Below are 21980 nucleotides of genomic sequence, written 5' to 3'. Positions count from 1 at the left end.
GACGGACATGACATCCGCTGATTTCTCCGCAGTTCTGCCCGAGGTCCTCCTCGCGCTCTATGCCATGGCCGGTTTGCTGTTCGCGGTCTATACCAGCAAGGACAAGGCCGCGCCCCTGTTGACCTGGGTGACGGCGGGGGTCTTCGTCGTGCTTGCGGGCATCATCGCGCTGAGCGGCGGCGCCGATACGGTCGCCTTCAACGGTCTGTTCATCGAAGACGCCTTTGCGCGCTTTGCCAAGGTCACCATCCTGCTCTCCGGGGCAGGGGTGCTGGCGATCTCGGTGGCCTATCTCGAAAAACGCGACCTGCTGCGCTTTGAATACCCGGTGATCGTGGCGCTTGCGACGGTCGGGATGATGATCATGGTCTCTGCGGGCAACCTGATGACCCTCTACATGGGGCTCGAGCTGATGTCGCTCTCGCTCTATATCATCGCCTCTTTCCGCCGTGACTCCGTCAAATCCACCGAAGCGGGCCTGAAGTACTTCGTGCTTGGCGCTTTGTCCTCCGGCCTGTTGCTTTACGGCTGCTCGCTGACCTACGGTTTCGCCGGTACCACGGATTTCGCCGGAATCGCCTCTGTCGCCACCGAGGGCGAAATTTCGACCGGCCTGCTGTTCGGCCTTGTCTTCGTGATCACCGGCCTTGCGTTCAAAGTGTCGGCCGTGCCGTTCCACATGTGGACGCCGGATGTTTACGAAGGCGCGCCGACGCCCGTCACCGCCTTTTTCGCAACCGCGCCGAAAGTCGCGGCGATGGGTCTCTTTGCGCGGGTGATGTTCGATGCCTTTGGCAATGTGACCGACCAGTGGACGCAGGTCGTCGGTGTGATCGCGGTCGCCTCGATGTTCCTTGGCGCCTTCGCGGCGATCGGCCAGTACAACATCAAACGCCTGATGGCCTATTCGTCCATCGTGCACATGGGCTTTGCGCTGCTGGGGCTTGCGGCAGGGACCGAGGCCGGCGTGTCGGCGATGCTGATCTACATGGCGATCTACGTCACGATGAACATCGGCACCTTTGCCTTTATCCTCACCATGGAGCGCGACGGGCAGCCTATCGTGGATATCCGCGCGCTCAACCTTTACTGGCGCAATGATCTGGGCCGCGCGCTGGCGGTGATGGCCTTGATGCTGTCGCTGGCGGGTGTGCCGCCCTTCCTCGGCTTTTTCGGCAAATTCGCCGTGCTCGAGGCTTCGGTCAACGCCGGCCATATCTGGCTTGCAACACTGGGCGTGATCGCCTCAGTTGTCGGGGCCTATTACTACCTGCGGATCGTCTACTACATGTTCTTTGGCGCCGAAACCGAAGCCCTCGACAAACCCCAACGCTCGGTCGCCGCGCTTGCGACGCTCATCGGGGGGGCGCTGATGCTGATCGCGGTGATCAACCTGTTCGGTGTCGGGGACATGGCGGCCACTGCGGCTGAATCCCTTGTCCGCTGAGGCGACAGAGTGGCCGCATGCGGTGGGGCGACGTATCCTGAACACGACCGATAGCACCATGAAAGAGGCCGCCCGCGTGGCGGCTTCTTTGCAAGCGCCCGAATGGATTCTCGCCCTTGAGCAAACCGCGGGCCACGGGCGGCGCGGGCGGGCCTGGACCATGCCGCGCGGCAATTTCGCCGCCACATTGGTCATGCGTCCGACCGGCACGCCCGCAGATTTCGCCTTGCGCAGTTTTGCCGCCGCTCTGGCGCTGTTTGACGCCTTTGTCGCCGTCAGCGGGCGCAGCGAAAGCTTTGCGCTGAAATGGCCCAACGACGTGCTGCTCAACGGCGGCAAGGTCGCGGGCATCCTGCTGGAACAATCCGGCCCGCATCTGTTCATCGGCATTGGTGTCAATCTGGTCGCCGCCCCCGCCGCCGCGCAGGTCGAGCCGGGCGCGGTCAGCCCCGTCGATCTGGTCACCGAAACCGGTGCGCTGGTGACGCCCACGGATTTCCTGACACCGCTCGCGGCCGCCTTTGCCCGCTGGGAGTCGCAGTTTGTGACCTATGGTTTTGCGCCGCTGCGCCAAGCCTGGCTGAATCGCGCTGCCCGTCTGGGCCAGCCGATCCGCGCGCGCACCGCGACCGAAGAGTTCCACGGCACCTTCGAGACGGTTGATGCGCAGGGCAATCTTATCCTGTCCATGTCGCGCGGTAGGCTGGCTTTGCCCGCCGCGGACGTCTTTTTCTAAACGGCCCAGACGGGGCCGATCGGAGGGCACATGCTTTTGTGTATCGACACCGGCAACACCAATACGGTGTTTTCCATTTGGGACGGTGACAGCTTTATCGCCACATGGCGCACGTCCACCGAGCACCAGCGCACCGGTGATCAATATTATGTCTGGCTGTCGACCTTGATGCGCTTTCAGGGCATCGAGGCCGATATCACCGAGGCGATCATTTCCTCCACCGTGCCGCGCGTCGTGTTCAACCTGCGCGTGCTGTGCAACCGCTATTTCAACTGCCGCCCCGTGGTCGTGGGCAAGCCCGAATGCGCCCTGCCCATGGCACCGCGCGTTGATGCGGGCACCACCGTCGGACCGGACCGGCTGGTCAATACGGCAGGGGCCTATGACCGCTACGGCGGCGATTTGATCGTGGTGGATTTCGGCACAGCAACCACCTTTGATGTGGTTGCCGCCGATGGGGCCTATGTGGGCGGGGTGATTGCGCCGGGCGTCAACCTGAGCCTGCAAGCGCTGCACGAGGCGGCAGCGGCCTTGCCGCATGTCGATATCACCAAACCTGCGGATGTGATTGGCACCAACACGGTCGCCTGTATGCAAAGCGGGGTGTTTTGGGGCTATGTCGGTCTGGTGCGCGAGATTTGCGCGCGGATCAAAGCCGAATACGACCGTCCCATGCGTGTGATTGCAACGGGTGGCCTTGCGCCGCTGTTCGAACAGGGCGATACCCTCTTTGACACATTTGACGAATATCTGACCATCCACGGCCTGACGGTCATCCACAAATATAACAAGGACCTCGGCACATTATGAGCATTGAGCGACTACTTTATCTCCCCCTTGGCGGCGCCGGTGAAATCGGCATGAACTGCTATGTCTATGGCTACGGTCCGGCCGGTCAGGAACGCCTGATCGTGGTCGATCTGGGCGTGACCTTTCCGGATATGGACGGCACCCCCGGTGTTGATCTGATCTTTGCTGACATCGAATGGCTCGAAGCGCGCGCCGATCGGATCGAAGCGATCTTTATCACCCACGCCCATGAGGATCACGTCGGCGCTGTCGGCCTGCTTTGGCCGCGCCTCAAGGCCCCGATCTATGCGCGTAAATTTACCGCCCATATCGCGCGCCTGAAATTCGAAGAGCGCGGCCACGACGAGATGCAGATCAAAACCGTCGGCGTCTGGCCCGAAACCATCCAGACCGGCCCCTTTACGGTCGGCTTTGCACCTGTGTCCCACTCCATTCCCGAAAGCTCGGCTTTGGTCATCGACACGCCTGCGGGCCGGATCGTGCACACGGGCGATTTCAAAGTCGACGAAACCCCCGTCGTGGGCGAGAAATTCGACCGCGAGATGTGGGAAGAGATTTCCAAAGCCGGTGTCAAAGCACTGGTCTGTGACTCTACCAATGTCTTTTCTCCCCATGCCGGTCGCTCGGAAAGCGAAGTGATCGAGCCGCTCAACGCATTGGTTGCCAATTCGCGCGGCATGATCGCGGCGACGACCTTTGCCTCCAATATCGCCCGCGTGCGCACCCTTGCGCGCGCCGGGGAAAAGGCGGGCCGCTCGGTGGTGTTGATGGGGCGCGCCATGCGCCGCATGGTCACGGCGGGTATCGAAACGGGCATCATCGAAGATTTCCCCTCGACCATCAGCCCCGAAGATGCAGGGTCGGTGCCGCGCGAGAACCTCATGCTGCTGACCACGGGGTCGCAGGGCGAACGCCGCGCCGCCACGGCGCAGCTGAGCCGGGGCAAATACCTTGGCCTCAAGATGCAAGAGGGCGACACGGTCATCTTTTCGTCCAAAACCATTCCGGGCAATGAAATGTCTGTGGCGCGGATCGTGAACGCCTTTTCGGAAATGGGCGTCGATGTGATTGATGATCGCGGCGGTCTCTACCACGTCTCGGGCCACGCCAACCGCCCTGATCTGAGCACGATGCACAAGGCGGTCAAACCGCAGATCGTGGTGCCGATGCATGGCGAACACCGTCACCTGCGCGAACATTGCAAACTGGCGGCAGAGAACGGCCTGCAGTCGGTCCTCGCCCCCAATGGCACGGGTGTGGACCTTGCGGGAGAGACCCCCAAGGTGGTCGAATTCGTCGAAACGGGGCGCACCTATCTGGATGGTTCGGTACAGATCGGCGCATTGGACGGGGTTGTGCGCGACCGTATCCGGCTGGCGCTGAACGGATTGGTGGTGGCGACAATCATCATCGAAGACGATGCGCCCTTGGGCGATTGCTGGTGTGAAACCATGGGCTTGCCCGCCAATGGCACGTCGCGCGCGCCGCTGGTCGAGGTGCTTGAGGCCGACCTCAACCAGTTCTTGCAACGCGCCGCGCGCAAAACGCTGGCCGATGATGACAAGCTCGAAGAAGAAATGCGGCGCGTGATCCGCCGCACCACCAATGACGAGGTTGGCAAGAAAGCCGAAGTGCAGATCGTGATTTCGCGCCTGAGCGAATAAGCCGGCCTGCACGTCTGAATGCCGCCCGCTTCTATGTGAAGGGGGCGGCTTTTTTGTGCCTGAGCGGTGCCGGGCAGGGCGCATGAAAAAGCCGCCGACCTTTCGGTGCAGCGGCTTTCTGAGCGGCGTTCAGATTTGGCGCGCGGGGATTACCCTGCGGCGCGTTCGTCAAAGCTGAGGGCGATAAAGTCGGGCAGATGGTCGCCCAAGCCCACCACCGTGTTGCGGTCGTTGTAATCACTGCGCCCGCGCGAGGTGGAACTGCGCGAGGATGAGGACCGGCTGCTGCTGCTGCTGCGGCTGGTGTCGGAGCCGTGGTGATGGCTCTGGCTGTGATCGGCGTTTGCGGCCTCTTTCTCGACAGCTTTGGGCGCGTCTTTGGGGGCATCCTGGCTGGCGGCGGCAGGGGTCTCTTGCGCAAGCGCGTCGCTGGTCGTTTCCGGCGCAGCCTCGGTCTTGGCTTTGGACTTGGAGCGCGAGCGGGACCGCGAGCGCGAGGAGCTGCTGCGCGGCTTGGGCGAATCGCCCTCGGGCGCGGTTTCAACCGCCTGATCGCCCGTGGTCTGCGCGCTTGCTTGATCTGTCGCCTGATCTTGCGTTTCTTTTGCGGGCGCTGTGGTCGATTTCGCAGCGGTAGATTTCGCGGCGGTTTTGGTTTTGGCAATCGGATTGTCGAGGCGCGGGATCTCCTTGGCGATCAGGCGTTCAACATCTTCAAAGTTTTTCTCGTCGCGCGGCTCGCAGATCATGATGGCTTTGCCATCGCGCCCTGCACGGCCGGTACGACCGATGCGGTGCACATAGTCCTCGGCATGGCCGGGAACGTCGAAGTTGAACACATGGCTCACCGAAGGCACATCGAGGCCGCGCGCGGCAACATCGGAGGCCACAAGGATTTTCAGCGTGCCTGCGCGAAAACCGTCCAGCGTGCGGGTGCGTTGCGACTGGTCGAGGTCGCCATGGATCGGCGCGGCGTCATAGCCGTATTTGACCAGCGATTTCGACACGATATCCACATCCGCCTTGCGGTTGCAGAAAATGATGCCGTTGGTCATTTTCTCGCCCTCGGCATCGATCAGCGCGCGCAGAACGTTGCGTTTTTCGGTCGCGGCGCGGTCCTTGCGCGAGGCTTTGAACATCACCACGCTCTGGGCAATGTTTTCGCCCGAGGTCGCCTGACGGGCGACTTCGATGCGGGCCGGGGCCGACAGGAAAGTATTGGTGATCCGCTCGATTTCCGGTGCCATCGTGGCCGAAAAGAACAGGGTCTGGCGGGTGAAGGGGGTGAGCGAAAAGATGCGCTCGATATCGGGAATGAACCCCATGTCGAGCATCCGGTCGGCCTCGTCGACCACCATGATTTGCACGCCGGTCAGCAGCAGTTTGCCGCGCTCGAAATGGTCGAGCAAACGACCGGGGGTACAGATCAGCACGTCCACGCCGCGGTCGATCAGCATGTCCTGTTCTTTGAACGACACGCCGCCGATCAGCAGGGCTTTGGTGAGCTTGAGGTGTTTGGTGTAGGTGTCGAAGTTTTCGGCAACCTGCGCGGCGAGTTCGCGCGTGGGGCACAGCACAAGGCTGCGCGGCATGCGCGCACGCGCCCGGCCCTTGGCGAGCATCGTGATCATCGGCAGGGTGAAGGACGCGGTCTTGCCCGTCCCGGTCTGCGCGATGCCAAGCACGTCGCGGCCCTCGAGCGCAGGGGGGATGGCACCGGCCTGAATGGGGGTGGGGGTTTCGTACCCCGCCTCGACGATGGCCTTGAGAACCTTGGGGTCCAAGTTCAGATCAGAAAATTTTGTCATATGTATCCGGATGTTTTACGGACACGATTTCTGGCCCGTAACGTCAGCGAGGGAAGCGGCGAAAGTGCGTCTTTGCACAAAATGACCCTCAAGTGGCGCGGTGCTACCGCAGAATCCCGCAAAGGTCAATCCGAGCGGCAATCTAGCACGATATCGTGCAGGTTTCGTAAAAATTCGCAGGGAACCTTCCGCCCGGCCACGGGTTGGGCTGCGTAACATGGCGGCCCGTGCAGGGTGCGCCGCACAGCGGGTGCGCAAGGCATTGCTTTGCCCTCGCCAATATGGAGTTTAACATGATCACCAAACATGGTTCCGCGATCTGGCAAGGCAATCTCAAAGAGGGCACGGGCAAGGTTTCCACCCAATCCGGTGCGCTTTCCTCCAACCCCTACGGGTTCAACACGCGCTTTGATGGCCAGCCGGGCACCAACCCCGAAGAGCTGATCGGTGCGGCGCATGCGGCCTGTTTTTCGATGGCGCTGTCCAATATTCTCAGCGGCAAAGGCATCAAAGTGGCCAAGGTCGAGACCACGTCGACAATTTCCCTGTCGATGGACGATGGCCCGAAAATCGTGAAGGCCCATCTTGATGTGTCGATCCAGTCGGATGGCGACGAAGACACGGTGATGGCCTGCGCGAAAGAGGCCGAAACGGGTTGTCCGGTGTCGGCGGTTTTGAGCTGTGAAATCACGATGGACGCCAAGGTTTCCGCCGCCTGATCCCAAGCGCGCAAGCCAGACCAATGACAAAAGGGGCCCCTGTGGCCCCTTTTTCTGTGGCAATCTGCCCCCCGTTATACCCGGGCATGGCGCTTGATCAAGGAGCGGGAGGCCGGGATCGGCTGTGCGATCCGGGGATCAGGCCACCATTTCCTTGGTTGCCGAAAGCGTGAGTTCGGGATGGTCGCGCAGGACGCGGTCGATGTCCCACTGCAAGCGCGTGAGGAAGACCACATCGCCGTCATGGTCCGTGCTGATGTGCTGGGGATTGGCTTTGACGAAGGCTTCGACCTTGTCCTTTGGTCCCGTGACCCAGCGCGCAGACGTAAACTGCGAGGGTTCAAAGCGCACGGGCAGCCCGTATTCCAGCTCGATGCGGCTGGCGAGCACTTCGAATTGCAGCGCGCCCACGACCCCGACGATAAAGCCCGAGCCGATCGAGGGTTTGAACACTTTGGCAGCGCCTTCCTCGGCGAATTGCATCAGCGCCTTTTCAAGGTGTTTGGCCTTCATCGGGTCGCCCGCGCGCACATTTTGCAGCAATTCGGGCGCGAAAGACGGGATCCCCGTGACGCTGATCGCCTCGCCCTCGGTCAGCGTGTCGCCGATCCGAAGCTGGCCGTGGTTGGGGATGCCCATGATGTCACCCGCCCAAGCCTCTTCGGCCAATTCGCGGTCGGAGGCCAGAAACAGCACCGGATTGGTGATCGCCATCGGCTTTTTCGTGCGCACATGGGTCAGTTTCATGCCGCGTTCGAAATGCCCCGAGGCAAGGCGCACGAAGGCCACGCGGTCGCGGTGCTTGGGGTCCATATTGGCCTGCACCTTGAACACGAAGCCCATGACTTTTTTCTCGTCGGCGGCAATGTTGCGCGGGCTGGCAGATTGGGTTTGCGGTTCGGGGCCGAATTGCGCGATCCCGTCCATCAGCTCTTTCACACCAAAGGAATTGATCGCAGAGCCGAACCAGATCGGCGTCATCGTGCCCTCAAGCACCGCCTTGTGGTCAAAGGTCGGCATCAGTTCGCGCGCCATTTCGACCTCTTCGCGCAGCTTGGCAAGCATCGGCGCGGGGATATGGTCGGCCAGTTTAGGGTCATCGAGGCCGTTGATGGAAATGCTTTCAGCGACGCGGTTGCGATCTGCGCGATCCATCAGTTCGAGGCGGTCGTGCAGGATGTCATAACAGCCCAAAAAGTCGCGCCCGACCCCGATGGGCCAGCTTGCAGGGGTGACGTCAATTGCCAGATTTTCCTGAATCTCGTCAATGATTTCAAAGGTGTCGCGGCTTTCGCGGTCCATTTTGTTACAAAAGGTCAGGATCGGCAGATCGCGCAAACGGCAGACTTCGAACAGCTTTTGCGTCTGGCTTTCGACGCCCTTGGCCCCGTCAATCACCATAACGGCCGCATCCACAGCCGTCAGCGTGCGATAGGTATCCTCGGAGAAATCCGAGTGGCCGGGCGTGTCCACAAGATTGAAGCGATAGGTGCCATATTCAAAGGACATGGCCGAGGCGGACACGGAAATCCCGCGGTCCTTTTCCATCTGCATAAAGTCCGAACGGGTGCGCCGCGCTTCGCCCTTGGCCCGCACCTGACCCGCCATCTGGATCGCCCCGCCAAACAGCAGGAATTTCTCCGTCAGCGTGGTCTTGCCGGCATCGGGGTGGGAAATGATCGCAAAGGTCCGCCGACGAGCAATCTCGGGCGGAAGGGCGGAGGCGGAGGGAGCGGTCTGTGTCATGGGCTGCATGTACAATGCGGGCGGGCGTGGGGCAAGACGCGAAGGCGCCTGCGCCCTGTTTTGCACCGCGCTGGCCGCGCGGCGATACCCGCGTGTGCCAGTCCCGCAGAGCGCGGTATTTTCCCGCTGCCAGCACCCCGGAGCGCCCCTGCGCGCGCCGCCGGTCCGCTGGCGCAAAAGGGCCGCGGGCCTGTGTGCCTGGCGTCAGTCTTGCGGAGGGGGGGCGCCTTGGCCAAGGATTTCCAGAGTGGCGTCCTCGCTAAGGTCGCGCAGCTCGTCCAGGATCGCGCCTTGGGTCGCATCGACGGCGCTCACAACGCGCTGCAGGGCACTGCGGGCGGCGCGGGTGACATCGGGGTCAAGATCGTCGCGCCAAACCGCGTAGACGGGATAGGGAAACAGGGGCGCGTCGGGCACCAGGTGCAGGCGGCCCTCCTCAAGATAGCGCATGACGTAACGCGCTGGCAGGTAGCCTGCACATTGGCGCTGGATCATATATTCCGCGACCATCGCTTCCAGACCGTGCGTCAGCCCCGGACTGGTGAGATGGGGCAGGGCGCTGGCATGGGCGTGAACAAACTCCGGCCCCCAATCGACAAAGCTGTAGCGCCCGGCGACATCCAGCGTCGGATCGGGCCATGAGGCCACCATCACCAATTCGTCTTCCATCAGTTTTTCCACCCGCAATCCGGGGCGAAACTGTGGTGTGTACATCAAGGCGACCTGCACCGATCCTTCGATCAGAAAGCGCATCAACCGGTCCGGCATCCCCATCTCCGTCCGGATGCTGAGCTGTGGGCTGTCCGCTTGCAAGGCATCCAGCCAGCGAAACCCGAGGCGCGGCCAAAGCGAATATTGCGCCCCGATGGACAGGCTTTGGCTGTAACCTTGGGGAATCGCGATCTGCTGGCGGGCCTCTTCCCAGAGTTTGATCAGGGAGACGGCATATTTTTCAAACTCGCGCCCGGCGGGGGTCAGCTCTGCCCCCGCTTTGGAACGCGCAAACAGCGCTTTGCCAAGCGTGGTTTCAATCCGCTGCACCCGTAGGGAGACCGCCGATTGCGTGACGAACAAGCGGTCTGAGGCCGCTTTGAACGAGCCGGTATGCGCGACCTCGATAAAGGTTTTGAGCAGGGTGATGTCCATGGATCATCCATAAGATAAATTCACTTGAAAGTCAATGATTAATCGTTTTGCTTATATTGGGGCGCGCCCTATATGATAGGCACTGAAGGGCGCTTTTGGTGAGCCCCGCCTGTTTGGAAGGACGATTGATATGATGACCCGAATGATCCTATGTGCAGCACTTGGCCTCTCGATGCTGGGGCTCACCGCCTGCTCGCGTCAACAAGCAGGCGAGTTGATGGTCGACGGTGTCGTTGGTACCGGAAAACTGGCGGCGAAAGGTGCGGTCGGGGCGGGCAAGCTGGCGGTCAAAGGCGGCAAGGCTGCCGTGAACCAGACGCCGCTTGGCCAAACCGAAGCACAAAGTTTTCCCGCTGGCACGGCCGTGTGCACAGGCGCGGACGGCGCGTTGATGGAAGCCCCCAAGCGCGCGGATGGCACGGCCTATTGCCCGCGGTTCTAACGCGTCAAACGTGAGGACATAAAAACGGGGCGCCTCTTGCGAGCGCCCCGTTTTCCTGGATGGGGATCTGCCTTCAGCAGGCCGAGGACGCGCGCAGCAGGTCGGCGGCAACAAATGCGTCGATCAACCCGTCGCGCAATTCGAAAGCCCCCGCCCCCTCGCGCATTCCCTGCAAGGGCAGCTCGACCTGATCGCGGATGTCCGCGGGCAAAAACGGTGTGACGCGCGTGTCCACAAACAGGCTCTCGGCGGCGATGCCTTCGGCGTAGATGATTTCGTGATTGTCGAACATCAACTGGAAATAATCGACAAAGCCGCCGTCCGATTGCACCACGGAGGTGCCGTTCACCAGCAAGCGGGCCTTGATCAGAAGTTCGGTCTTGCCCGTGCCGGTCTGGTCGCGCCGCTGGTAGACGAACAGCCGGTGGTTGGGGCTGACGGTCAGGTCGTTGGCGTTGTTGAGCGCGCCCTTGCGGATGATGATCGGGGCAAAGGCCCCGCTGGCACGCACGGTTTGATGGCCGATCCAGCGCACCTCTTGGGGGCCGGAATTGCGGGTCAGCACACGATCCCCGATCGCAAGTTCTTCGATGCGCTTTTGCAAACCGTTGGCCAGGGTGATCAACGTGCCACGCGTGAAGCTGACACAGGCGACTTCGGCCAGCTTGCGCCGCGCATCTTCGGTGTCGATGCGCACAAGGGCGTAATCCGTAAGGGGATGGAGCGCGGCGAAGGGCAAAAGATAGACCTCTTCGATCATCCCGCCTTTGGTTTCGACCACAACGAGCGCCTCGACGGTCGCACCGTCAGGGGTCATCAGGGTGAGACAGCAGTCGAGATGGATCTGCGCACCCGGCGTGCCGACTTCGCTGCTCGGGGCAATCGTGAGACCATTGTCGACATCGGACAGGTTGACCGTCAACGGCAATGCAAGCGCATCCGTTGCCATGCCGTACACATCATCCAGCGACAGTTCCGAGGCATCCGAAATCGGATCGCCCAGGTTCACGCCATTGGTCACCCGAAAGGCGCCCGCGCGATACACGGGCAGGCTCTGGGTCGGCAGATGGTTTTTTGTAATGTCCAAACTCATATCAGGCAGCTCCCCTTGGCAGGTTAGCGGCTGCTCGGTCTCGTCGGGCGCAACATCCGTTGCACGCCGAGTCTGCCCGTCGCACCCCACCGCCACGGTAAGGTTCATGTTAAGGAAATGGCTAAGGTCTTGCAATGAACGCCCTCTTTACTCTTACACAGAACTTTCCTCGTCCTGAGATTGAGGAATAACGGGTGACAATGGCTCGAATATGGCAGGATTTAGGGGCTTTGCGGGCACAATGGGACCCGCGCGCCGGATCCGCGGCGCAGAAACGGACCAGAAACAGCGCGGTTTTGTGCGACAGATCCGCCCGTATCCCCGCTGGTTCCGGTCAATCTGCGCCGCTTTGCCCCCTCAGGCGTCGCCCGATTCGCCTCTGAACGCGAATCAGCTCTGTGTCGCGCGCCCTGTTTGATGCCGCGCGTCATCGGCACCTGTGCCCCCCTCTGGACGCGCCGCGCCGGCACGGGTAGCCATAGGACCACAGGCTGTTTGTTAAAAAAGGGGTCGGATCATGGATCTGGGAATTGCCAACAAGCGCGCATTGGTCTGCGCATCCTCCAAGGGCTTGGGCCTTGGCTGTGCCGAAGCACTGGCCGCGGCGGGGGTGAATCTGGTGATGAACGCGCGCGGGACGGAGGCGCTTGAGGCCAGCGCCGAGCGGATTCGCGCCGCGTATGGCGTTGAGGTCACGGCTGTGGCCGCCGATATTTCAAACCCGAAGGGGCAGGAGCGGGTGATCGCCGCCTGCGGGACGCTCGACATTCTTGTCACAAATGCGGGCGGCCCGCCTCCGGGGCTGTGGAACGACTGGGACCGCGACGATTTCATCCGCGCCCTTGATGCCAATATGCTGGCCCCCATCGCGCTGATGCAGGCGTTCTTGCCGGGGATGATGGCGCAGGGCTGGGGCCGCGTGGTCAATATCACCAGCCAGTCGGTCAAGGCGCCGATCGCGGCGCTGGGCCTGTCGAATTCCGCGCGCACGGGGCTTACGGGCTTTGTGGCCGGCACAGCGCGCCAGGTTGCGCCCAAGGGCGTGACGATCAACAACCTGCTGCCCGGGAGCCATGATACCAACCGCACGCTGGCCCGCGACACCGGCACCGCCGAGCGACAAGGCATCACCCGCGAACAGGCTAAGGCCGCGCAGTGCAAAGATATTCCGGCAGGGCGCTACGGCACCCCACAGGAATTCGGCGCGACCTGTGCCTATCTGTGCTCGCAACATGCAGGCTTCATGGTGGGGCAGAATATCCTGCTCGACGGCGGCGCGATCAACGCAACTTTCTAAGGGCCTGCGCGGCGCTGGCGGCGGGGCGGGAGTTGCGCTTGCACGGCCGCGCTGGTAGTGGAAAAAGCCGATGACTTTGCTCAGGAACTTCTTGCCTTGCCTCAGCCCGACCAAGTGAGCGCGCCGCAACCGCGTCTGGAAATCCGCGATATCCGTCGCAGCTTTGGCGGGCGGGATGTGGTGGACGGCGTGTCCTTGCGGGTGATGCCGGGCCAGGTGACCTGCCTTTTGGGACCGTCCGGCTGCGGTAAATCCACCACGCTGCGCATCATTGCCGGCGTGGATATGCAGGACGCGGGCGAGATTTACGTCGATGGCCAGCTGGTCTGCGACACGATCCACCGTGTGCCGCCCGAAGGGCGCTCCATCGGGTTGATGTTTCAGGATTTCGCGCTGTTCCCCCATCTTTCGGTGCTGCAAAACGTTGCCTTCGGGTTGACGGGGCGCAAAGGCGAAAAGCGTGGTAAGGTTCTGGAACTGTTAAAGAAAGTGGATCTGGCGCGGGCCATCGATTCCTTTCCTCACGAACTTTCGGGCGGCGAGCAGCAACGGGTGGCGCTTGCGCGCGCGCTTGCGCCTAAACCGTCGATCATGCTGATGGACGAGCCGTTTTCAGGCCTCGACGAACGGCTCAAGGACGAAATTCGCGACACGACCTTGGATGTGTTGAAGGCCGAAGGCACGGCGGTGCTTTTGGTCACGCATGAGCCCGACGAGGCGATGCGCATGGCCGATGAAATCGCCCTCATGCGGGATGGCCGGATCGTGCAACAGGGCGCGCCCTACAATATTTACAACGCGCCCGTCGACAAGCGCGCCGCGATGTTTTTTAGCGATATCAATGTGATCAAGGGAACGGTGCAGGGGGCTTTGGTCAGCACGCCCTTTGGCGAATTCCTTGCGCCGGGGTATGGCGACGGCACGCCGGTGGATATCGTTGTGCGCCCCCAGCATCTGCGCATCGACTTTGATCGCGCGGGACGCGGGCCGAATCCGACGGCGCAAGACGGGGTGCCTGCCCGCGGCATCGTCGAGCGCGCGCGGTTCATGGGGCGCGAAAGCCTTGTGGAGTTTCGCATGGATTACGATGGCTCGATCCTGACCGCGACGGTGCCAAGTGTGTTTTTGCCCAAGGTCGGCACGCCGCTCTGGCTGATGCTGCGCCGCGAGCGGTGTTTTGTCTTTGCCAGCGAGCCGCTTTAGCCGTCCTGCGGGGGGGCGCCAAAGGCGGCGCCCGTGTCGATGAGGCTGTCGATCTGGTCCACGCGCAGGGACATCGGGGTTGTATCTTCGACCGACCAAAAGATCACACGCCAAAGTTTCCCCATATATTCAATTGATTGCGGGTGGATGAGCCGTGTCACACGCGTGCCGTCCGCCTGTTTTAAGCGCGCCCGCAACACACGGCGTTCGCGAATGGCGGCGCGCAGCAGCGGGATGTGACGCGCCGCCGCGCTGGGGCTGGCGAAAGGATGAAGGGAAAAGCCGCGCGGGTGCGGGGCGCTCATCGCCGCCTGTTCCGGCAGCCCATCGTCGATCTTGCTGGCCAGTCCTGCGGCGGCCTGAGCCAGATCGGCATCTGCCGCCTCCGACAGGATCGCCAGCGCCAGATGCAGCGCCTCAAGTTCGGCCAATGTCACATGCAGCGCTGGCAACTGGATCGTGGGGGTCAGGCGATAGCCCGCGCCGCGCGTGCCGCTGAGGCTGAAACCGGCGGCGCGCAGCACGTCCATGTCACGCCAGATGGTGCGCGCGCTCACGCCAAGCGCGCGCGCCAGATCGCTGGCACTATGAACCGCGCCGTCCTGCAGGGCTTTCACCAGACGCGACAGGCGCTCGGCGCGGGCGGGGCTTGCGGATTTGGCCGCGCGCGCGCGGGGCGCGGATGTGGGAGGCGTGGGGGCGGGCATGGTCCTCGCAGGGGCAGAAACCGGCTTTGTATTTACTGACACAAACCTGTCAGTTGTCTTGCCCGAGGCTACGCTGTCGCGCCAATGTTATGCAAGCACCGCTGCGCACTGTTTTGTGGCTTTTCAAAGGGCAGAGAGGTCGTTTAGATCAAAGCCCACAGCATTTCGCGCTCTTTGCGCCATTTCGAGGAAATCTACATGCTCAACAATATCGGCATCCCCGGCCTGCTTTTGATCGCCGTGGTCGTTCTGGTCCTTTTCGGTCGCGGCAAAGTGTCGTCGCTGATGGGTGAGGTCGGCAAAGGCATCACCGCCTTCAAAAAAGGCGTGAATGACGGTGACAGCGAAATCGAAGCTGAAAAACAGGCCGCCCAAGCGGCAGCAGACACCAAAATCGTCCATGGCACCGAAACGGCACCTCTGGTGACCCCGGCTGCCTCCGAAGAGAAAAAAGAGGTCTGAGTCCCCCGAACGGGCGACCAGCAGACCTAAGGAAAGGCGGCAGGCATGTTCGATATCGGCATGTCCGAATTACTCGTGATCGGCGTTGTGGCGCTCATCGTGGTGGGTCCCAAAGACCTGCCGATGATGTTTCGCACCTTGGGACGGTTTACGGCCCGCGCCAAAAATATGGCGCGTGAGTTTTCGCGCGCGATGGAAGCTGCCGCTGATGAAACCGGCGTAAAAGATGCGGCGAACACGTTGAAATCCGTGTCAAATCCGAAAGCCATGGGGTTGGATGCGCTCAACAAGGCCGCCTCGAAATTCGAGAAATGGGATCCGGTTGGCGGCAATTCCATCGGCGGGCAAACCATCGGCGCATCGGTCGCCAAAAGCGACGGCACAGCGCCCAAGGATGTGGCCTCCCCGGATCTGGAGGCCGCGCGCGTCGCCTCGGAAATCGAAGCCGACCGCATGGATCTGGACGCAGACCCCTTGGCGGATGAACCTGCGCTTGTGGCGGACCCCGGCGCAGCTGCGCCGGCAGATCCCGCGACCAAGCCCCCCGCAGCGAAGAGGACCGCCGCGAAGGGACCCGCCAAATCGCCAAAGAAATCAGCGGCAAAACGCGCGACCAAGAAAACGCCCAAGGTCAAAGATGCGGCCGAGATGGCGCAGGCGATGGAGAAAGTGACGGGCAAAACCCCCACCAAGCCCGTGCGCAAAACAAAGGCGAAACCCGCCGCGGCCGCGTCCCAGACGCCCGCCCCAAAACCCGTGGATGACCCCTCGCAATGAGCCAGATTGACGATCTAGAAGACAGCACCGCCCCGCTGATTGAACATTTGGCCGAATTGCGCACGCGGATCATTTGGTCTGTCGTGGCCTTTTTGGTGGGCATGGTTGTGGCCTTTACGGTGGCGCGGCCTCTCTTGGATATCCTTTTGATTCCAATCGAAAACTCGATGCGCGCGCTGGGGAATCCCAATCCGGTGATGCAATATACCGCCCCGCAGGAATATTTCTTTACCCTCATCCGTATTTCGATGGTTTTTGGCCTTGGCCTGTCCTTTCCGGTGATTGCCTACCAGATGTGGCGCTTCATCGCGCCGGGTCTGTATCGGACGGAAAAGAATGCGTTTTTGCCGTTTCTCATTGCCTCGCCGGTGCTGTTTATCCTTGGGGCCTGTTTTGCGCATTTCGTCGTAACGCCGCTGGCCATGTCGTTCTTTCTTGGCTTTGCGGATGCCTCCTCGATTGTAACGGCGGTTCTGGGCAACGCCGTTGACAGTCTGGGCGGCGCAACCGGCGCAACCCCGCCCGCAAGCACCGGCGTCGATATCGTTTTTCAGGGCAAGGTGAACGAAACTCTGGATGTTACGCTCAAGCTGATCGTCGCTTTTGGTCTGTGTTTTCAATTGCCGGTTTTGCTGACGCTGATGGGCAAGGCGGGGCTGGTCACGTCACGCGGGCTTGCAGGGACGCGCAAATATGCCGTGGTGGCAATTTTGCTGCTTGCAGCCTTGCTGACCCCGCCGGAGGTCACGACGCAACTGATCCTCTTTAGCGTGGTGTACGGGCTGTATGAAATCTCGATCCTGCTGGTGCGCTACGTTGAGAAAAAGCGTCTCAAACAGCTGCGTGAGGACGGAATTCTGGACGAGGACGAAGAGCTATGACCTCTGACACCGTCGCATTGGCGCGCATCGCGCAGGCGCTGGAGCGTCTCGCGCCTGCTCCCGAACCCGCCCCTGATTTCAGCGCGGCCGAGGCTTTTGTCTGGCACACGGCCCCGGACCGGCTGGTGCCTGTCGCCAAGGTCAGCCGCGTGGACCTGTCCCTGCTGGTCGGGGTCGGGCGCGCGCGCGAAACCCTGCTGGAAAATACGCTGCAATTCGCGCGCGGACTTCCGGCCAACAACGCACTGCTTTGGGGCGCGCGTGGTATGGGGAAATCATCGCTGGTGAAATCGGTTCACGCTGCCGTGCGCGCGCAGGGGCTGGACTTGAAAATCGTTGAAATGCAGCGCGATGACCTGCCTTCCGTGACCCGTTTGATGCGGCTTTTGCGGGCCTCGAAGTCGCAGTTTCTGCTGTTTTGCGACGATCTGTCCTTCAGCCATGACGATCAGCACTACAAGTCGCTCAAGGCGGTTCTGGACGGGGGGATCGAGGGACGCCCTGACAACGTGTTGCTCTATGCCACGTCGAACCGCCGCCATTTGATGCCGCGTGATATGATCGAAAACGAGCGCTCGACCGCCATTTCGCCCGGCGAGGCGGTCGAGGAAAAAGTGTCTCTGTCGGATCGTTTCGGCCTGTGGTTGGGCTTTCACCCCTGCACGCAGGACGAGTATCTCGCAATGATCCGCGGCTATTGCGATGCCTATGGCGTCGAAATCAGTGACGACGACCTGCGCGCGCAGGCCATCGAATGGCAGGCAACGCGGGGCGCGCGTTCCGGTCGGGTTGCCTGGCAGTTCTTTGTCGATCTGGCAGGGCGCAAGGGCGTGGCCCTGCGTTAAACGCGAGGCGCCCCAGAGCGCGAAACGGGGCGCGAAACAACGCGCGAAACGGGGCGCCCAGATCCATCGTGGTTATGGCGTAAAGCCAACGACAGCCGCGACAGGCGTGGGTGGTGTAGAAAACCTGCTGCGCGTCGGCTTGTCTGTGGTGCTGGCAAGGGTCCATCTGCAGTCCTTTCCGCGCGTGTGAGGCGCATCCGTCTCTTGACCTGTCCCCAGCTTAGGCGTTGGGTAGGGTTGACGGAATGAAACGGATTGAAGTCTGCATTTCATGGATGAAAAGAGTTCGAACTGGGACGACTTTGCGCTGTTCCTTGCGGTGGCGCGGGCGGGGGGCCTGTCGGGCGCCGTGCGCGACACGGGGCGCAGCGCTGCGACCCTTGGACGCCGGATGCACCAGCTTGAGCGCAGGCTCGGGCAGGATTTGTTCATCCGTCAGGATCGCGGCTATGCGCTGACGGCGCAGGGGCACGCGCTGCTGGCGGACCTTGGCCCGATAGAGGCCCGCCTGCTGCGTCTGGGCGCGCGGGAGGAAGCGGGGCGCATTCCACGGGTCAAACTGTCGGCGGGGACTTGGACGACTTTGTTTTTGCTGGACAATCTTGACGCCTTGCAGGGGACGCCTGCCGATGTCCAATTGCGCTTTGTCAGTTCCGAAGCCGTGCTTGATATCGCGCACCGCGATGTTGCGATCGGGTTTCGCAATCAACGGCCCACGGGTTCGGGCCTTGCGGGGCGTGCGCTCGCGCGGGTTGATTTCGCGCTGTATGGCACAGCTCAAGCGCCGGATTTATGGATCAAGTTGCAGGCCGCGACGCCGTCCGCGCGCTGGGTCGCGCAGCATGCGGCGGCGCAAACCCTGTGCGAAGTGACCGCGCCACGCAACTGTCTGGACCTCGCGCTGGCGGGCAAGGGGATCGCCGTGCTGCCAACCTTTATCGGCGAGCGGCACCCTGCGTTGATCCGCCAAAGCCCCGTCATTGCGGAGCTCAGTCACGATCAGTGGCTGGTCACCCATGACGACGATCGTCATCTGCCGCAGGTCCGGCGCACGATTGACCGGATCGGCGCGCTTTTGGGCGCAGGCTACGGGGCGTAAAACGACAAAGGCCACAGCTTGCGGTGCGGCCTTTGATTGGAACTGCGTGGTATCCGAGGGGTCACTGCAAATAGGGCGTCGGATCTACCGTTGAGGTGCCTTTGAAAACCATGAATTGCAAGGCATTGAATTCATTGGCTGTTACCTTCGCGATGCTCTGGCCCCGTTTCACCGATGCGCCTTTGGCAACCGTGATCCCGTCGATGAAACTATAGGCCGTTTGCAGGCCGCCGCCGTGATCGACAACCATGATCTGTACGCCATCGGCGTTTTTGGAGATCAGTTTGACCGTGCCGTCTTTGGCCGCTTTCACCGTGGTGCCCGCAGGGGCGGAAAAGAGGATAAAGCTGGAACTGGACGCGTCGTAATCGCGGATGATCGCGCCGGGAACGGGGGCGGCCATTTCCGCGCTGGTCGAGCGGGTTGCCCCCAGATCCGGCGTGGCGGTTGCGGTCTGCGTGCTGGCCGGTGCGGGGGTGGTGCTGGGCAGGGGGGCGGCTGCCGAGGGCGGCGTCGGTGTCGGCGTGCCCGCGCCGGGCGCCGTGGTCGCAGCGGGTGCCGTCGGCGCCGGGGCAGGGGCGGAAGCGGCCATGGCCCCTGCATTCGCGGGGGCCGGTGTGGCGACCGAACCTTGCTTGACGGGGATCAGGAGGTAGCGCCCTTCGGTCACCGCAAGGTCCGAACCAAGGCCGTTCCAATCGGCCAGCGCGCGCACGGAGACATCGTAGAGCCGCGCGATGGAATAGGCGGTTTCGCCGCGCTGGACCTGGTGGCGGATCGGTTCGGCCTGTCCCGCGCTGGCGGACGGGGTCGGTGCGGGCGTGACGGTGGGTTGCGCGCTTGCGCCGGTTTCGGAGGCGCTGATGCCTTCGTTGGCCAGGGTGACCACGTCGATCGGACCGCTGGTGATTGCGCCCGAGGCAATGGTACCTGCGGCGACCTGGGTGTTGGCGGCGGTGCGGGGCAGGGCGATGACTTCGCCCGCGCGCAGGCCCGTGCCCATCGGAATGCCGTTGTAGGCGGCCAGTTCCGAGGCGTTCATGCCAATGCGGTTGGCGACCGTGTCGATGGTGTCACCGCGTTGGGCGACGGCCACCTGATAGGTCGGGTAGGAAATCACGCCGCGGCTGTCGGGATCGGGGCGGGCTTCTGTCGCGGCGATCGCGGCATCGGCGGTTGAAAACCCGTCCGTCAGCCCGCGCAGGTCGAAATCCAGCGGTTTGCCGCCGCAGGCCGAAAGCAGCACCAGCGCGCCGCAAGCCGCTGTGAGCCGCAGCGCGCGTGCGTGGCGCGTCGGGGGGGACAAACGCGGGGCGTTTGCGTCAATCGCGAGAAAAGCGGGGATCACTGTCATTGCTCGGGTCCTCTGCCAAAGTGCTCTGCCAAAATGCGCAACTGGTGGGGTCTGACTGGCCAGTCTGCACGGGGCTATGTTCGATGTGCTTCGTGTGCTCCGAAGCTTGGGGTGACATTTTATACTGGTAACGGGGCCTGTTGTGAACGGGCTCCCTGTGGGGGTCGTATGCCTTTTTGCGGATATCCTATTCCTGTCCGAGACCCTCGAGCAGGGGGACAAACCGCACAGGGCGCAGTTCGTGGTAATCGAAACCTGACTCCAGTCGGGTGACCTTGATCAGGCTTTGCACCGCATCGGACTGACCGACGGGCACGACCATGATACCCCCGACGCGCAGTTGCGCCAAGAGGGGGCCGGGGGGGTCTTCGGCAGCGGCGGTCACGAGAATGCGATCAAACGGAGCCTGATCGGGCAAGCCAAAGCTGCCATCGGCGGCAAAAGCGGTGATATTGCCGAGGTCGAGCTGATCGAATACCGCCTGCGCCTCGCGCACCAGGCGCTTGTAGCGGTCAACCGTGTAGACGCGGCGCGCAAGCTGCGCGAGCACCGCCGCCTGATAGCCAGAGCCCGTGCCGACCTCGAGCACCTTGTCGCGGGGCTGCACATCCAGGGCTTGGGTCATCAGCCCGACGACGGAGGGTTGGGAAATCGTCTGGCCGCAGGAAATCGGCAGCGGCATGTCCTCATAGGCGCGCTCTGCGAAGAGGCCGCGCACGAAGAGGCCGCGGTCCACCCGTTCCATGGCCGTCAGCGTGCGTGAATCCGTCACGCCCTTCGAGCGCAGGGCATAGAGATAGGCCATTTTGGTTTCAGCGTCATATCCGCTCATGAAAAGCGCGCTTTCAGATCATCGAGGGCGTCATAGGCGGTCAGATCGGCACGCATGGGCGTGATCGAGATATGGCCGCGCATATTTTCCCCCACATCCGTGCCCGCGCCCGTGTCCACCTGTTGCGGGTGCCCCGTGACCCACAAAAACCGCCGTCCCGAGGGCGACAGCTGCGCCTCGATCCCGAAAGCGGTTTTGCCGCGCCGCCCCTGGGAGGCAATGCGGGGCGCCTTGGTGTTGGCGGCAGTGGTGGGGGGGAAATTTACGTTGTAAAATAACCGGTAATCGTGGTCTTTGTCCCAAACGGCGGTGTCGAGTAGCGCGCGGACAGTCGCCGCGCCATGCGCTGCGGCGCTTTCAAACGGATTGGCAAGATCTTTGGTTTCGGGGCCCAGAAATTGCGACAGGGCAATGGCGGGCACCCCTTGCAAGGCCGCTTCCATTGCGCCGCCGATGGTGCCCGAATACATGACGTTTTCGCCCGCATTATTGCCCGCGTTCACGCCCGAGAGCACCAGATCGGGCTTGTCGGGCAGGATGTCGTAAAGCCCTGCAAGGACGCAATCGGCGGGCGATCCTTCGGCGGCCCAGCGGCGCGGTGCCATTTCGGAAATCAAGGTCGGATGGGCATAGGAAATGCAGTGGCCGACGCCGGATTGCTCGAAGGCGGGTGCGACGGTCCAGACCTCGCCCGCGGGACCGGCCAGATCCTTGGCAATGGCATGTAAAACCGCAAGTCCCGGGGCGTTGATTCCGTCGTCATTGGTGATGAGAATCCGCATGTCCGCCCCTTTTTACGCTCTTGTTTTCCTGCTTAAAGCAGGTGGCGCGCACTCACAAGCGGTGAGGGCGGCGCGCAAGGCAGAGGGGTCGTCGGCGCAGTAAACTTTTGGGCCAGACTTTGGGGCCAAA

21 protein-coding genes are annotated in these 21980 nt (G+C 62.3%); 13 read left to right on the top strand and 8 right to left on the bottom strand.

The genetic code is table 11. The annotated features are described in order from the left end of the window. Positions 1-7: 7 nt before the first annotated feature. From nuoN to AQS8620_RS04715, 4 genes are read left to right on the top strand one after another with little or no spacing between them, the layout of a single operon-like run. Entirely contained in the window at positions 8-1447 is a 1440-nt protein-coding gene (gene nuoN, locus AQS8620_RS04730; RefSeq protein WP_085835705.1) for an NADH-quinone oxidoreductase subunit NuoN, read from the top strand. A gap of 22 nt (positions 1448-1469) precedes the next feature. Continuing rightward, on the top strand, positions 1470-2183 hold the full coding sequence (locus AQS8620_RS04725) for a biotin--[acetyl-CoA-carboxylase] ligase (RefSeq protein WP_268805297.1): 714 nt from the start codon (positions 1470-1472) through the stop codon (positions 2181-2183). 30 nt (positions 2184-2213) lie between these two features. Then, complete coding sequence (locus AQS8620_RS04720) at positions 2214-2993, top strand: type III pantothenate kinase (protein ID WP_085835703.1); 780 nt, start codon at positions 2214-2216, stop codon at positions 2991-2993. Further along, a complete protein-coding gene (locus AQS8620_RS04715) occupies positions 2990-4657 on the top strand; it encodes a ribonuclease J (RefSeq protein WP_085835702.1) in 1668 nt (555 codons plus the stop codon). Before AQS8620_RS04720 ends, AQS8620_RS04715 begins: the two co-directional genes overlap by 4 nt. Positions 4658-4806: 149 nt before the next feature. On the opposite strand, the gene AQS8620_RS04710 is transcribed toward AQS8620_RS04715, so the two are convergent. Beyond that, entirely contained in the window at positions 4807-6465 is a 1659-nt protein-coding gene (locus AQS8620_RS04710; RefSeq protein WP_085835701.1) for a DEAD/DEAH box helicase, read from the bottom strand. 293 nt (positions 6466-6758) lie between these two features. Here AQS8620_RS04710 and AQS8620_RS04705 point away from each other — a divergent pair, with 293 nt between their 5' ends. After that, a complete protein-coding gene (locus tag AQS8620_RS04705) occupies positions 6759-7184 on the top strand; it encodes an OsmC family peroxiredoxin (protein WP_143267421.1) in 426 nt (141 codons plus the stop codon). A 138-nt stretch (positions 7185-7322) separates the two neighbouring features. On the opposite strand, the gene AQS8620_RS04700 is transcribed toward AQS8620_RS04705, so the two are convergent. Beyond that, positions 7323-8930, bottom strand: a complete 1608-nt coding sequence (locus tag AQS8620_RS04700; RefSeq protein ID WP_085835888.1) for a peptide chain release factor 3 — start codon at positions 8928-8930, stop codon at positions 7323-7325. A 204-nt stretch (positions 8931-9134) separates the two neighbouring features. Then, positions 9135-10076, bottom strand: coding sequence for a LysR family transcriptional regulator (locus tag AQS8620_RS04695; protein WP_085835700.1), 942 nt, complete (start codon positions 10074-10076; stop codon positions 9135-9137). Positions 10077-10209: 133 nt separating this feature from the next. Here AQS8620_RS04695 and AQS8620_RS17125 point away from each other — a divergent pair, with 133 nt between their 5' ends. Continuing rightward, complete coding sequence (locus AQS8620_RS17125; protein WP_200809597.1) at positions 10210-10518, top strand: hypothetical protein; 309 nt, start codon at positions 10210-10212, stop codon at positions 10516-10518. Positions 10519-10591: 73 nt separating this feature from the next. Here AQS8620_RS17125 and AQS8620_RS04685 read toward each other — a convergent pair whose 3' ends face one another. Further along, complete coding sequence (locus AQS8620_RS04685) at positions 10592-11611, bottom strand: Hint domain-containing protein (RefSeq protein WP_085835887.1); 1020 nt, start codon at positions 11609-11611, stop codon at positions 10592-10594. Between the two features lie 517 nt (positions 11612-12128). Here AQS8620_RS04685 and AQS8620_RS04680 point away from each other — a divergent pair. Together AQS8620_RS04680 and AQS8620_RS04675 are read left to right on the top strand one after the other, a co-directional pair. Next, on the top strand, positions 12129-12908 hold the full coding sequence (locus AQS8620_RS04680) for an SDR family oxidoreductase (RefSeq protein ID WP_085835699.1): 780 nt from the start codon (positions 12129-12131) through the stop codon (positions 12906-12908). A gap of 96 nt (positions 12909-13004) precedes the next feature. Beyond that, complete coding sequence (locus AQS8620_RS04675) at positions 13005-14111, top strand: ABC transporter ATP-binding protein (protein WP_370737878.1); 1107 nt, start codon at positions 13005-13007, stop codon at positions 14109-14111. Here the strand turns inward: AQS8620_RS04675 and AQS8620_RS04670 are convergent. Next, positions 14108-14818: a helix-turn-helix transcriptional regulator gene (locus tag AQS8620_RS04670; protein ID WP_085835698.1), complete on the bottom strand. Its 711-nt coding sequence runs from the start codon at positions 14816-14818 to the stop codon at positions 14108-14110. The genes AQS8620_RS04675 and AQS8620_RS04670 overlap by 4 nt on opposite strands. A 198-nt stretch (positions 14819-15016) precedes the next feature. On the opposite strand from AQS8620_RS04670, the gene tatA reads away from it, so the two are divergent. The 5 genes from tatA to AQS8620_RS04645 all read left to right on the top strand — a co-directional run bounded on the left by tatA (position 15017) and on the right by AQS8620_RS04645 (position 18882). Continuing rightward, positions 15017-15280: a twin-arginine translocase TatA/TatE family subunit gene (gene tatA / locus AQS8620_RS04665; RefSeq protein WP_085835885.1), complete on the top strand. Its 264-nt coding sequence runs from the start codon at positions 15017-15019 to the stop codon at positions 15278-15280. A 45-nt stretch (positions 15281-15325) separates the two neighbouring features. Further along, on the top strand, positions 15326-16057 hold the full coding sequence (gene tatB / locus AQS8620_RS04660) for a Sec-independent protein translocase protein TatB (protein ID WP_085835697.1): 732 nt from the start codon (positions 15326-15328) through the stop codon (positions 16055-16057). Next, positions 16054-16938 carry a twin-arginine translocase subunit TatC gene (tatC, locus tag AQS8620_RS04655; RefSeq protein WP_085835696.1) on the top strand — a complete coding sequence of 295 codons (885 nt, stop codon included), beginning with the start codon at positions 16054-16056 and terminating at the stop codon, positions 16936-16938. Before tatB ends, tatC begins: the two co-directional genes overlap by 4 nt. Continuing rightward, on the top strand, positions 16935-17783 hold the full coding sequence (locus AQS8620_RS04650; protein WP_085835695.1) for an ATP-binding protein: 849 nt from the start codon (positions 16935-16937) through the stop codon (positions 17781-17783). Before tatC ends, AQS8620_RS04650 begins: the two co-directional genes overlap by 4 nt. 271 nt (positions 17784-18054) lie before the next feature. Beyond that, a complete protein-coding gene (locus tag AQS8620_RS04645; protein ID WP_085835694.1) occupies positions 18055-18882 on the top strand; it encodes a LysR family transcriptional regulator in 828 nt (275 codons plus the stop codon). A 61-nt stretch (positions 18883-18943) separates the two neighbouring features. Here the strand turns inward: AQS8620_RS04645 and AQS8620_RS04640 are convergent, their stop codons facing one another. The 3 genes from AQS8620_RS04640 to surE form a co-directional block, all read right to left on the bottom strand. Beyond that, the gene (locus tag AQS8620_RS04640) at positions 18944-20236 is read right to left on the bottom strand and encodes a LysM peptidoglycan-binding domain-containing M23 family metallopeptidase (RefSeq protein ID WP_085835693.1); all 1293 of its coding nucleotides are present in this window, start codon (positions 20234-20236) and stop codon (positions 18944-18946) included. Between the two features lie 187 nt (positions 20237-20423). Continuing rightward, entirely contained in the window at positions 20424-21068 is a 645-nt protein-coding gene (locus AQS8620_RS04635; protein ID WP_085835692.1) for a protein-L-isoaspartate(D-aspartate) O-methyltransferase, read from the bottom strand. Beyond that, complete coding sequence (gene surE / locus AQS8620_RS04630) at positions 21065-21850, bottom strand: 5'/3'-nucleotidase SurE (RefSeq protein ID WP_085835691.1); 786 nt, start codon at positions 21848-21850, stop codon at positions 21065-21067. The genes AQS8620_RS04635 and surE overlap by 4 nt, the downstream gene beginning before the upstream one ends. Positions 21851-21980 lie beyond the last annotated feature (130 nt).

It is taken from the genome of Aquimixticola soesokkakensis, assembly GCF_900172375.1.
GTDB classification, from domain to species: Bacteria; Pseudomonadota; Alphaproteobacteria; order Rhodobacterales; family Rhodobacteraceae; genus Aquimixticola; species Aquimixticola soesokkakensis.
Note: the sequence above shows the minus strand (reverse complement) of the source record. Positions and strands in the feature narration are given on the sequence as shown.

What these genes read in the sequence shown, in the direction of transcription:
- nuoN (WP_085835705.1), top strand. Translation starts at nt 8, where the DNA reads ATGACATCCGCTGATTTCTCCGCAGTTCTGCCCGAGGTCCTCCTCGCG.
- AQS8620_RS04720 (WP_085835703.1), top strand. Translation starts at nt 2,214, where the DNA reads ATGCTTTTGTGTATCGACACCGGCAACACCAATACGGTGTTTTCCATT.
- AQS8620_RS04715 (WP_085835702.1), top strand. Translation starts at nt 2,990, where the DNA reads ATGAGCATTGAGCGACTACTTTATCTCCCCCTTGGCGGCGCCGGTGAA.
- AQS8620_RS04710 (WP_085835701.1), bottom strand. Translation starts at nt 6,465, where the DNA reads ATGACAAAATTTTCTGATCTGAACTTGGACCCCAAGGTTCTCAAGGCC.
- AQS8620_RS04705 (WP_143267421.1), top strand. Translation starts at nt 6,759, where the DNA reads ATGATCACCAAACATGGTTCCGCGATCTGGCAAGGCAATCTCAAAGAG.
- AQS8620_RS04700 (WP_085835888.1), bottom strand. Translation starts at nt 8,930, where the DNA reads ATGACACAGACCGCTCCCTCCGCCTCCGCCCTTCCGCCCGAGATTGCT.
- AQS8620_RS04695 (WP_085835700.1), bottom strand. Translation starts at nt 10,076, where the DNA reads ATGGACATCACCCTGCTCAAAACCTTTATCGAGGTCGCGCATACCGGC.
- AQS8620_RS17125 (WP_200809597.1), top strand. Translation starts at nt 10,210, where the DNA reads ATGACCCGAATGATCCTATGTGCAGCACTTGGCCTCTCGATGCTGGGG.
- AQS8620_RS04685 (WP_085835887.1), bottom strand. Translation starts at nt 11,611, where the DNA reads ATGAGTTTGGACATTACAAAAAACCATCTGCCGACCCAGAGCCTGCCC.
- AQS8620_RS04680 (WP_085835699.1), top strand. Translation starts at nt 12,129, where the DNA reads ATGGATCTGGGAATTGCCAACAAGCGCGCATTGGTCTGCGCATCCTCC.
- AQS8620_RS04670 (WP_085835698.1), bottom strand. Translation starts at nt 14,818, where the DNA reads ATGCCCGCCCCCACGCCTCCCACATCCGCGCCCCGCGCGCGCGCGGCC.
- tatA (WP_085835885.1), top strand. Translation starts at nt 15,017, where the DNA reads ATGCTCAACAATATCGGCATCCCCGGCCTGCTTTTGATCGCCGTGGTC.
- tatB (WP_085835697.1), top strand. Translation starts at nt 15,326, where the DNA reads ATGTTCGATATCGGCATGTCCGAATTACTCGTGATCGGCGTTGTGGCG.
- tatC (WP_085835696.1), top strand. Translation starts at nt 16,054, where the DNA reads ATGAGCCAGATTGACGATCTAGAAGACAGCACCGCCCCGCTGATTGAA.
- AQS8620_RS04650 (WP_085835695.1), top strand. Translation starts at nt 16,935, where the DNA reads ATGACCTCTGACACCGTCGCATTGGCGCGCATCGCGCAGGCGCTGGAG.
- AQS8620_RS04645 (WP_085835694.1), top strand. Translation starts at nt 18,055, where the DNA reads ATGGATGAAAAGAGTTCGAACTGGGACGACTTTGCGCTGTTCCTTGCG.
- AQS8620_RS04640 (WP_085835693.1), bottom strand. Translation starts at nt 20,236, where the DNA reads ATGACAGTGATCCCCGCTTTTCTCGCGATTGACGCAAACGCCCCGCGT.
- AQS8620_RS04635 (WP_085835692.1), bottom strand. Translation starts at nt 21,068, where the DNA reads ATGAGCGGATATGACGCTGAAACCAAAATGGCCTATCTCTATGCCCTG.
- surE (WP_085835691.1), bottom strand. Translation starts at nt 21,850, where the DNA reads ATGCGGATTCTCATCACCAATGACGACGGAATCAACGCCCCGGGACTT.